The following is a 10,855-nucleotide window of genomic DNA, read 5'->3' as shown; positions in this document are numbered from 1 at the left end:
CAACAATTTTTTGGTCACTATCAAAAACAATAGCTCTTGAACTAGTAGTACCTTGGTCTAATGCTATAATGTATTTTTTTTCCATAAAATCCGCCTCCAATTTTATTTAAAATAATATACAAAAAAATGCTTAAAATATTACTAAAATTTAGTAATTTTTTTAAGCACTCACTTTCTCACATTGCTTATTATTTAATTAATTAAGATAATTTTATATTGTTTTATCTCTTTTGTCAAGACACATTTTATAATCATTTTTTATTATTTTAAATCATATTTGCCACAATTCTTTTTTAGTTGTTGAAATTCCCTCTGCTCCAGCTCTTAGAGCGTTCATAACATCTTCTTTTTCATCAATAAGTCCTCCAGTTATTACTGGTAAATTTACTAAATTACAAATTCTTTTTATTATTTTAGGCATTAGTCCTGGTAAAATTTCAACTGCATCAGGTTTATTTTCTCTTATATGTATTATAGTATTTTTAAAAGAAAAAGAATCAAGTATAAAATATCTTTGAATAACAGGGATATTTTTCTTTTTAGCAAAAGCTACCATATTATGTTTTGTTGTTATTATTCCATCTAAGTCTACATGGTTAATTAAATATTCAACACCATAATTAGAACTAGAAAGTCCATCTATCATATCAGCATGGACAAATACAATTTTTCCCTCTTTTTTTAATTTTGATACAATATTTTCAATATTCATTAAATTTGCCATTATTATAAAAACTATTTCACTACCACTTTCTAATGCTTCTTTTAAATCCTGGTCATTTTTTAATGCTGGAATAATTGGGTTTCTTTCCAATATTTCCCTTATATTCATCTTCCTACCTCCAATTTTTTATTGCCTTATATTTTAAAATATACTATATCTTTATGTCAAGATAAAAAAATTTAAATATTTTTTAAAATTATGATATAATAACTTGTTCTTAAGAATTAGGGTGGTGAAAACTTATGAAAAAATTTATATTTTTTATACAATACATTTTATTTAAATTTTTAAAAACTTTTTTACTTATTTTCCCAGAGAAAATACGTTTTATTTTTGCTGAAAAATTATCAGTTCTTGCCTATAAACTTTTAAAGTCTAGAAGAGTTACTTCTCTTATCAATTTAAAATTCGTTTTTCCTGAAAAGTCTTTAGAAGAATTAGAAAAAATAGCTATAGAATCTTATAAAAATATAGGAAAAGCTTTTATAGGCACACTATGGTTAGATAAGTATGTAAAAAAAGAAAAAAACTTTAAAATTGCTAATCCTGAAATGATGCCTATTTTAAAAGAAAGTTCTCCAGCTACTTTTGCTAATATGCACTTTGGAAATATGGAGGGATTATTAAAAATAGCTGAAGAATTTAATGTAGTTACTGTTGGAAAAACTCAAAATAATCCTTATGTAAATAATGAAATAATAAAAAATAGAAAATGTTTTAATATAACTTTATTACAAAGAAGTCCATCTGTAGGAAGAGAGCTTGTAAAGTTTGCTAAGGAGGGAAGAAATATAGCTTTATTATCTGACCAAAAGGGAAGTGGAGCAGATGTATTATTTTTCTCTGAACCTACTACAGCTCCTACTGGAGTAACTAGTATTGCTTGTAAATTTAATCGTAGATTGTTTTTAGTCTACTGTATATATCAAAAAGATTTTTCAACTTTAGCTTTTATAGAAGAAATTGAAAAATGTGTGGATGAAACTATTTCTTTTAAAGATAGAGTTCAAAAAACTACTCAAAATATGATAAATAAAATGGAAGATGTTATAAGAAAATACCCTGAACAGTGGATGTGGATGCATGATAGATGGAAATTTTATAGAAAATATAAAAAAGGGGAATTACCTAAAGATTTAATGGAATTTGCTAAAACTATAAAATAATTTTAAAGGAGAGAGAATGAAAAAAAAGATTAAAAATATTATTTTCTATATTCAGTATTTATTAATAATGTTTTTTACAAAATTATTTATGTTATTACCTGAAAAAGTTCGTTTTAATATTGGAGAATTTTTTGCTGTTTTAACTTTTAGGGTAGTTAAAGAGGTTAGATATATCACTCTTCTTAATTTAAAACTTGCTTTTCCAGAAAAATCAAATGATGAGATAAAAAAATTGGCTATAGAATCTTGTAAAACTATGAGTAGAGCTTTTTTTGTAAATATGTGGCTTGACAAATATTTAGAAAAAGATGAAAATTTTAAAATTATTGATGAAGATTTATTACAAGAGGCTATTGACAATGGTCCTTCTGTTTTTGGAGCTATGCACTTTGGAAATATGGAAGCTCCTGTAAAATTAGCTAATAGAATTCCTATAGTAACTGTTGCTAAAGATAGAACAAATCCATATATAAATAATTTAATTATAAAAAATAGAACTAGATTTAATATAGCTTTATTACAAAAAGGAAATACTACAAGTAGAGATTTAATAAAATATGCAAAAGAGGGACGATACCCAATTTTACTTACTGACCATAGAGATAGTAATGGAACTAATATAACTTTTTTTGGGGAGTCTACTACAGCTCCTACTGGTGTATCAAGTATTGCACTAAAATATAATAGACCTTTCTATCTTATGTATTGTGTATTAACAAAAGATAATACTACAGAGGTTTATATAAGAAAAATAGAAAAATGTGATGATGAATCATTATCATTTAAAGAGAGAGTTCAAAAAACTGTGCAAAATATGTTTAATGAAATGGAAATTGTTATGAGAGAATATCCTGAACAATGGATGTGGTCTTATGATAGATGGAAATTATATAGTCAATATAAAAAAGGAATTCTTAGAAAAGATTTAATGGATTTTATAAAAAATTTTTAAATTTAGAAAATAAAAAAAGAAAGTCACTGTTTTTATACAGTGACTTTTTATATAAAATTATATTTTCGCCAAAAAAGTATTGCTTTTTTTTTTTTTTTTGAAGTATACTCATAATAGAAATATATTTTTAAATAGTAGCAATTTAGAGAGGTATAAAAAAAAGAAAATTTTTTCTATATCTATTTTAAGTTGCTTTTTTTATTATGGGGGTGGATTATGGTAAAAGATATTGAAAAAAATTTAAAAAGATGGTTAAAAAGAAAAGTTAAAATAACTATAGGAGTTATAGTTGCTTTTTTAGTTGGAAATTCTTTAAGTTTTGCTGACACTTTATATATTAGAGATGGAGCAAATGGAATAGAGTTTAGTGTAGATAATCAAAATTGGGGAGAAAATCCATATAGTAAAAATAGTTTTGAAAATGGTGTTTATACCAATAATAGTGAATTAGATTTTGTAAGTATAAAAGGAGTAGATAATTTTTCTCTTAAAACTTTTATCAATAATGGAAATATTAAATTTTCTGGAGAAAAATATATAGAATTAATAAATATTTATTATAAGTCAAAAATAGATAATTTAATAAATAATGGATTAATAGAAGCAAATGTTACAAATAATTCTGCATGGGGAATGTATGTTGGAACTGTTACAAATTTAGAAAATAATGGAGTTATAAAAATAATAGCTGATACTCAAACAATAGGAATAGAGAATTTTGGTACAATGGAAAATTTAATAAATAACAATGAAATATATGTTCAAACATCTTCTGGTTTAGCTTTTGGAATTATAAATAATGAGGAAAAAATTGATAATTTAATAAATAATAAAAATATAACTGTAAATTCTGATGATAGAGCAATAGGAATAGCTAATTATTATGGTGGAACTATTAATAATTTAATTAATGAAGGAAAAATTATAATAGATAATTCTGGTAATGAAAATGCTTGGGGTATAAATAATAAGAAAAGTCTTTTAAAAACTTTAATAAATAATGGAGAAATAAATATAAAAGCTAATGGAAATATTTTTGCTATTAATAATTATGCTGGAAATTATAATAATGTTATAAATAATGGTAATGTAATTGGAGAAAGTAAAGGATATATTACTATAATTAATAATGAAGGAGGAAATATTGAAGGAAGTATTATAAATAATGGTAATCTTTATGGAACTTCAGAAAAAGAAACTCAAATTATTTTTAATGGAAATTTTGAAAATTATGAAGATAACAATATAAATGAAATAATAAATAATGGAATAATAAAAGGTTCTGGAGTGATCAGAACTTACGGAATTAGCAATACAAAAAATTATGATTCAATAGCTAAAATAAATAAATTAGAAAATAATGGATTAATAGATGTATTTGGAGAACAAGCTATTGGAATATATAATTCAGGAGAATTAAAAAGTTTAATCAATAATGGTAAAATCTATTCATTAGGAACCAAAATGATATCTGCAGGAACCAAAATGATATCTGCTGGAATATACATGACTCCTATTAAAAATAAAACTCAATTAAAAAATGATGGAATAATTGAAGCTAGAGATGAAAGAGAAGATAAATCAAAACTTAATATTTATGGTATTTCTGGACAAGAAATGGAAAATTTAATAAATAATGGAGTAGTTTTTTCTGATAGGTATACAATTCATGGAGCCAATGCTAATGCAACAAATAATGGATTATTGATTGGAGATTCTAGCAATTTTATAAGTAATAGCTATATTAATAATGGAATGATGTTTAGTTGGAATAAGATAAATAATAATTATAAAATTCAAGGAGTAGGAAATACAGGAATAAAATCAGAAGATAAAACTATTATAAATGCTATTCTTACTGATGAACAAAATAAAAATCAAAATAATTGGACAGCTACTGAAAGTGAAAGTATAGTTTTAGAAGATAATAAAACAGATATGATTTATAATGGAATTACTAATACTTTAAAAGTAAATGGAGAAAAAACTCTTACAAACTCTATTGTAAATGGATATACTTCTGCTATTGTTTTTAATGAAAATGGAGGAAGTTTAACTTTAGACAATTCTATTATCAATGGTGGAATAGATGAAACAAGTGCTACTATCAAAGGAAGTAATAATATTGATAATTTAACTTTAACTAATGGCACAATAATCAACGGAAATACTGATTTAGGTAATGGAAATGATAATTTAACTTTAGATGATAAAACTCAAATTAATGGAGATTTATTAGGTGGAGATGGAGTAGATACTTTAACATTTAATAATTCCACTACAAAATCTAATGATGATAATATAATTATTTTTGGTAATATAGATAGTTTTGAAAACATGGATATAGATACTAATGTAACTTTCTTTGAAAACTCAAAAGTAACAGGTACAGATAGTATAAAAATTTCTTCTGATGGAAATTTAATACTAAGAATAGATAGTACAAATGGAAACTCTCATGCTCTTTCTGGAAATACAGGAACTATTTCATCAGAGGGAGGAAAACTTTTACTTGCTCTTAATGGAGTAGGAGAGGGAGAAACCATTAGTTTTGGAGGTACTTCATTAGATGAAACTATGAAAGGAAATGAGGAAGGATTAAAAGAAACAACTATTGATACAACTTCACTTCTTCATAATATAGAAAAAATTAATGATAATTCTGTGAAAGTAACAACAGTATCAAATATTCCTTATGTTAATAATATGAATTATAGTCAATTAAATAAAATATATCAAAGTATAAGAATAACTGACCAAGTTAAAGAATTTAATATAACTGATGATAAAACTTTAACAGAGTTTACAAAATACTTAAATGATATTTATGCAGGAACGCCTTATTCTTATTCAACTGAAATTTCTAGAAAAACTTTAACAATGTTTGATGAAATTGCAATTTCAAAAGATTTAAATCCTGATTTAAAATCTTGGGCTATTTATGGTGGACTTACTCATACTGATGGTGGTACAAAAGATACTTACTATGGAAAAGGTTATTATACTTATGATGTAGGAAGTATTGATATTGATGCTGATACAAAAATCTATGGTGGATATGCTAAAGCTGAATATGGAAAATCTGAAAACTTTACTACTGGTTTAATCTTTGGTGGAAATAATTCAGAGGTTTCTTTATCTAATGGTTCAAAACTTGAGGGAGATTCATTCTACTTTGGAGTTTATGGAAAACAAAAATTTGGAAACTTAAAATTAACTGCTGGAATAGGTGTACAACATGGAGATTATAAAGCTGATAGAAAAGCTAATGGATATAGTGGAATAACTACAACTAGAGAATTTTCTGAAAATTATCACGATAGAGGATTTAATATTTACTTAGATGGAAGATACAGTTATGCGCTTGGAAATAATTTCTTCTTAGAACCAAGAATGACAGTAGATTATAATCGTATCCAACAAGATGAAGTAAGTGAAAAAGGAGTACTAGGAATAGAAGTAGACTCTAAAATATTTGAAACATCAAGTGGAACTGTGGGATTAGATATTAAAAAAGTAATACCAACAGAAACTTTTAACCATGAATTAACATTAGGAGTAAGTTATAACACTTTCTTTAGTGGAGATAAAGAAGAATACTTAACAGGAAGATTTGTAGGTGGAAGTAACTTTGATATGTTAGTAGGTGAAAAAGCAGATAGATTCTCATTAAATGGAAGTTATGAAATAGCAACAGAAAAAGGATTATCATTTGATGTAAGAGGAAATTATGCATTTGAACATGAAAATTCAAAAGATGAATGGACAGTAGGAATGGGAATAGGTTACAAATTCTAGTTTCATCATAATAAATTATAAAAGCAAGGACTCGAGAGAAATCTCGAGTTTTTCTTATATAAAAACTACCTAATTATATACCAAAAACAGATATTTATTATGTCTTAATATCAACAAAAATAAAGAATTACAAAGTAAAAAATACAAAAATCACTCGTAAATCAAGGGTTATAATTGTACCTTAGATTAAAAAGAGTGATTTTTATTTATAGATTAATAAGTTGTATACTTAATAATTATTTTTAGAAGTTAAAACTTCCGTTTTTTTGGCGAAAAAATATTTTTCATCAATAGAAAATTTTTTCAATAAAAAATATTTTTCTAATAAAATTATACCATTTTATTTTTCTTTTGTAAAATTTTTATATTTTTTTCTGTTGTTTTTTAAATATTAAAATGTTACAATTAAAACAAAAATTAAATAAAACTATATGTACAAACGAGGTATTTAATTTATGAAGAAAAAAAATTTATTTATTTTTATGTTATTTTTTATAATCTCTATTCTAAGTTTTGCAGAAAATCTAGTTAATCATTCTAAAGGATTAATAATAAAAAAACTTGATAATGGTATGACTTATTATTTTTATAAAAATAGTAAGCCAGAAAATAGAGTATCTTTAAATGTAGTAGTAAAAGCTGGTTCTCTTCAAGAAGAGGAAAATCAAAAGGGATTAGCACATTTTATTGAACATATGGCTTTTAATGGTACTAAAAATTATGAAAAAAATAATATTGTAAAATATTTTGAGTCTATTGGACTTAATTTTGGTGGAGATTTAAACGCCCACACATCTTTTTATGAAACTGTATATAAACTTCATCTTCCTACTGATGACAAAGAAAAATTTGAAAAAGGTGTAGAAATATTAAAAGAAATGGTTTTTGACGCCTCTTTAAAACAAGAGGATATAGATAATGAAAAAGAAATTATAGTAGAAGAGTGGAGACTTTCTCAAGGACTTCCTGAAAGAATAACATCTCTTTGGAAAGAGGTTTTCTTTGATAAATCTCATTATAAAGATAGATTTCCTATTGGAGAAATGGACATTATAAGAGGAGCTAACCATTCTACTATGAAAGATTATTATGATAAATGGTATAGACCTGAAAATATGGGAATTATATTAGTTGGAGATATAGATGAAGCTTATGCTGATTCTGTTATAAAAAAATATTTTAATTTTACTGATAATTCAACTTTTACTAAACCAGAAATTTATAAATTAGAGGAGTTACCAACTGATTATTTTGTATTTAAAGATAAAGAAATCATCATTCCTCAGTTTATAATGAGTTTTAGAACTGATAATAAAAATGAATATAATAAGAAAAATATAAAAGATGAAGTTACATTGGAATTATTTAAAAATCTTTTAAATAGTAAACTAAAAGATGAAAGTAATTCTAGTAAGCACCCTATCATTTCTGGAAATATAAGTGAAGATAGTTATATAAAAGATAATCTTTTAATTATCTCATCATCTTTTGAAGAGAAAAAAATAAAAGAGGGTATAGACTCTACAATAAATACCTTAAAATATATAAGTAAATTTGGGGTAAGTGAAAAAGAATTAAATTTAGAAAAAGAAAATATATTAAATAATCTAAAAGATAAAAATAATAATAAAGATTCTATTCTTAACAGAGAGTTAATAGGTTATTTAACTGATGTATTTATTAGTGATGACATTTTCCTTGATTCAGAAGATACTTTAAAATTATTTGAAAGTTATTTTAAAGAGATTACTGTTAAAGATATAAAAGAAAAGGCTAAAGAGATTTATAATGATAATACTAGATTTGTTTTATTTGTTCCTGAAAAAGATGAGATAAGTATAACAAAAGAATCTTTTAAAAATATTATTTTAGAAAGTAAAAATAAAAAGTTAGAAAAGAAACAAAATAATAATGAAGTTTTAATTCTTAAAGAGCCTAATTTAGAAAGAGGAAAAGTAGAAGCTATAACTACATATACAGATTACAAAGAAATTAAATTATCAAATGGATTGAGTTTTCTTTATAAATATACTGATTTTAAAAAAGATGATATCACCATAAAACTTTTTAAAGAGGGTGGAAATTCAACTTTAGATGATACAGAAGCAATAAACTCTATTTTTTCTGGAGATTTTATTTTTAATTCTGGAGTAGAAAATATTACTTTTGAAAATCTTGATAGATATTTTAAAGGTAAAAATTTCTCTATCTCTCCATATATAAATACATATACAGAGGGAATTATAATAAACTCCAATAAAAAATCTTTAAATGAAGCTTTAAAATATTTCTCATATCTTGTAAGAAATCCAAAATTATCACCTGAATTATATGCTAATAAAATTAGTGGATTAAGCAATATACTTAACAATAGGGAAAATCTACCTAGTGAACTTTTTTCTGATAAAGTTATTGAATTATTATACAGTAACCATCCTAGAAAATTAAATCTTTCTAAAGAAGATTTTAAACACTTTTATAATGAAGATATGTTAAATGTATTTAAGAAAAAATTTACTAATTTTAATGGCTATTCTGGAGTTATAGTAGGGTCTATCCCTGAAATAGAAACTATAGAGATTTTAGAAAAATATTTTGCTTCTCTACCTATTGAAAATGATATTGAAAGTTGGAAAAATTTAAATATAACATATCCAGATGGAATTATTAAAGGTGAAGTTACTAAAGGAATTGATAAAAAAATAAGAGTTAATCTTTCTTATCCTATATATAGTGAATACTCTTTGGAAAATTCTTACTATATTTCTTCTATAGCAAAAATATTAAGAATCAATTTTATTGAAGAAGTAAGAGAAAAAATTTCAGGAGTTTATGGAATATCTGTTAGTGATGACTTCTCTAAATATGAAAAAGGAGTCCTTAATATATCTTTTTCAACTGACCCTAAGAAAAAAGATATAGTTATTAATAAAGTTCAAGAGGAATTAAAAAAATTATTAGATGGAAACATCAATTTAGAAGCTTTAAAAAGCATTCAAAAAAATTATAAACTTTCTTATGAAAATAATATTAAAACTAATGGTTATTGGATAAATTACCTATCAAATAAAAGTTTAGAAAAGGATAATTTTAAAGTTTTAACTCCTGATGAATATAATAAATTAATTAATGAAAAAAATCTTAAAAATTTTGTAAAAGATTTTATAAAAAATAATAATTATGTAGAAGTTATCCTTTATCCAGAGAGTGAAAAATAAAATTTTTGAACTTAAATAATACAATAAAAAATAGAGGGAAAAATCTCTCTATTTTTTATTTTTCTTATTTTAATTTTTATGATATAATATTATGTAAAATTTAAAATGGAGTTGATTTATTGGACGGAATTATTAATATAAATAAACCTTCTGGTATTACTTCTTTTGATGTTATCAGAAAACTTAGAAAAATTTTAAAAATAAAAAAGATTGGACATACAGGAACTCTTGACCCATTAGCTTCTGGTGTTTTAGTTGTCTGTGTTGGAAAAGCTACTAAGTTAGTTCAAGATATAGAAAAATTAGAAAAAGAATATATTGCTGAGTTTCAATTAGGTTATTCTACAGATACATATGATTCTGAGGGAAAAATTATTGATTCAGTTAAAAATTTTTCTGTTTCTTCTGAAAAATTAGAGGAATGTTTAAAAAAATTTCTTGGAAATATAAAACAAATTCCTCCTATGTATTCAGCCATAAAAATAAATGGTGAAAAACTTTATGATTTAGCTCGTAAAGGTGAAACTATTGAAAGAGAAGCTAGAGATATAACAATTTATGATTTATCTCTTTTAAAATTTAATGGTAAAAAAGCAAAAATCTATTGTAAAGTTTCTAAAGGAACTTATATCCGTTCTCTTATTTATGATATTGGAATAGATTTAAAAACTTTTGCTACTATGACATCACTTGAAAGAATTTCTGTAGGTAGTGAAAATATTGAAAATAGTTTTACTTTAGAAAAGATTGAAAGTTTATATTCAAATAAAGATTGTTCTTTCATTAGAACTGTTGAAGAATATTTTAAATATCCTTCACTTACAATTTCTACTGAAAAAAATAAAACTTTATTTTTAAATGGAAATACTCTTGTAGTAAATAATACTAATGACGGATTCTACAAAATTTATTTTGAAGGAACTGATGAGTTTTTAGGACTTGCCTATGTGAGTTCTAACAGATTAAAAGGTTATAAATACTATTAATATAAGGATGG

The 10,855-nt window shown here is 24.0% G+C and carries 6 protein-coding genes; 5 read left to right on the top strand and 1 reads right to left on the bottom strand.

Annotation, left to right across the window (positions count from 1 at the left end):
• Positions 1 to 271: 271 nt before the first annotated feature.
• The gene (locus HF862_RS08005; RefSeq protein WP_170187348.1) at positions 272 to 832 is read right to left on the bottom strand and encodes a glycerol-3-phosphate responsive antiterminator; all 561 of its coding nucleotides are present in this window, start codon (positions 830 to 832) and stop codon (positions 272 to 274) included.
• A gap of 134 nt (positions 833 to 966) precedes the next feature.
• Between HF862_RS08005 and HF862_RS08000 the strand changes: the two genes are divergently transcribed.
• The 5 genes from HF862_RS08000 (at position 967) to truB (ending at position 10,844) form a co-directional block, all read left to right on the top strand.
• Positions 967 to 1,890 (top strand): lysophospholipid acyltransferase family protein, encoded by a 924-nt coding sequence (locus tag HF862_RS08000; RefSeq protein ID WP_170187347.1) that lies wholly within the window; start codon positions 967 to 969, stop codon positions 1,888 to 1,890.
• A 16-nt stretch (positions 1,891 to 1,906) separates the two neighbouring features.
• Positions 1,907 to 2,842, top strand: coding sequence for a lysophospholipid acyltransferase family protein (locus tag HF862_RS07995; protein WP_170187346.1), 936 nt, complete (start codon positions 1,907 to 1,909; stop codon positions 2,840 to 2,842).
• A 216-nt stretch (positions 2,843 to 3,058) separates the two neighbouring features.
• The gene (locus HF862_RS07990) at positions 3,059 to 6,640 is read left to right on the top strand and encodes an autotransporter outer membrane beta-barrel domain-containing protein (protein WP_170187345.1); all 3,582 of its coding nucleotides are present in this window, start codon (positions 3,059 to 3,061) and stop codon (positions 6,638 to 6,640) included.
• A 482-nt stretch (positions 6,641 to 7,122) separates the two neighbouring features.
• The gene (locus tag HF862_RS07985; protein WP_170187344.1) at positions 7,123 to 9,858 is read left to right on the top strand and encodes a pitrilysin family protein; all 2,736 of its coding nucleotides are present in this window, start codon (positions 7,123 to 7,125) and stop codon (positions 9,856 to 9,858) included.
• Positions 9,859 to 9,977: 119 nt separating this feature from the next.
• The gene (gene truB / locus HF862_RS07980; RefSeq protein ID WP_170187343.1) at positions 9,978 to 10,844 is read left to right on the top strand and encodes a tRNA pseudouridine(55) synthase TruB; all 867 of its coding nucleotides are present in this window, start codon (positions 9,978 to 9,980) and stop codon (positions 10,842 to 10,844) included.
• Positions 10,845 to 10,855 lie beyond the last annotated feature (11 nt).

This window comes from Fusobacterium sp. FSA-380-WT-3A, assembly GCF_012843705.1.
Taxonomy (GTDB): domain Bacteria; phylum Fusobacteriota; class Fusobacteriia; order Fusobacteriales; family Fusobacteriaceae; genus Fusobacterium_B.
The sequence above is the reverse complement of the archived record's forward strand: the minus strand, read 5'-3'. Positions and strand labels throughout refer to the sequence as shown.

What these genes read in the sequence shown, in the direction of transcription:
- HF862_RS07995 (WP_170187346.1), top strand. Translation starts at nt 1,907, where the DNA reads ATGAAAAAAAAGATTAAAAATATTATTTTCTATATTCAGTATTTATTA.
- HF862_RS07990 (WP_170187345.1), top strand. Translation starts at nt 3,059, where the DNA reads ATGGTAAAAGATATTGAAAAAAATTTAAAAAGATGGTTAAAAAGAAAA.
- HF862_RS08000 (WP_170187347.1), top strand. Translation starts at nt 967, where the DNA reads ATGAAAAAATTTATATTTTTTATACAATACATTTTATTTAAATTTTTA.
- HF862_RS07985 (WP_170187344.1), top strand. Translation starts at nt 7,123, where the DNA reads ATGTTATTTTTTATAATCTCTATTCTAAGTTTTGCAGAAAATCTAGTT.
- HF862_RS08005 (WP_170187348.1), bottom strand. Translation starts at nt 832, where the DNA reads ATGAATATAAGGGAAATATTGGAAAGAAACCCAATTATTCCAGCATTA.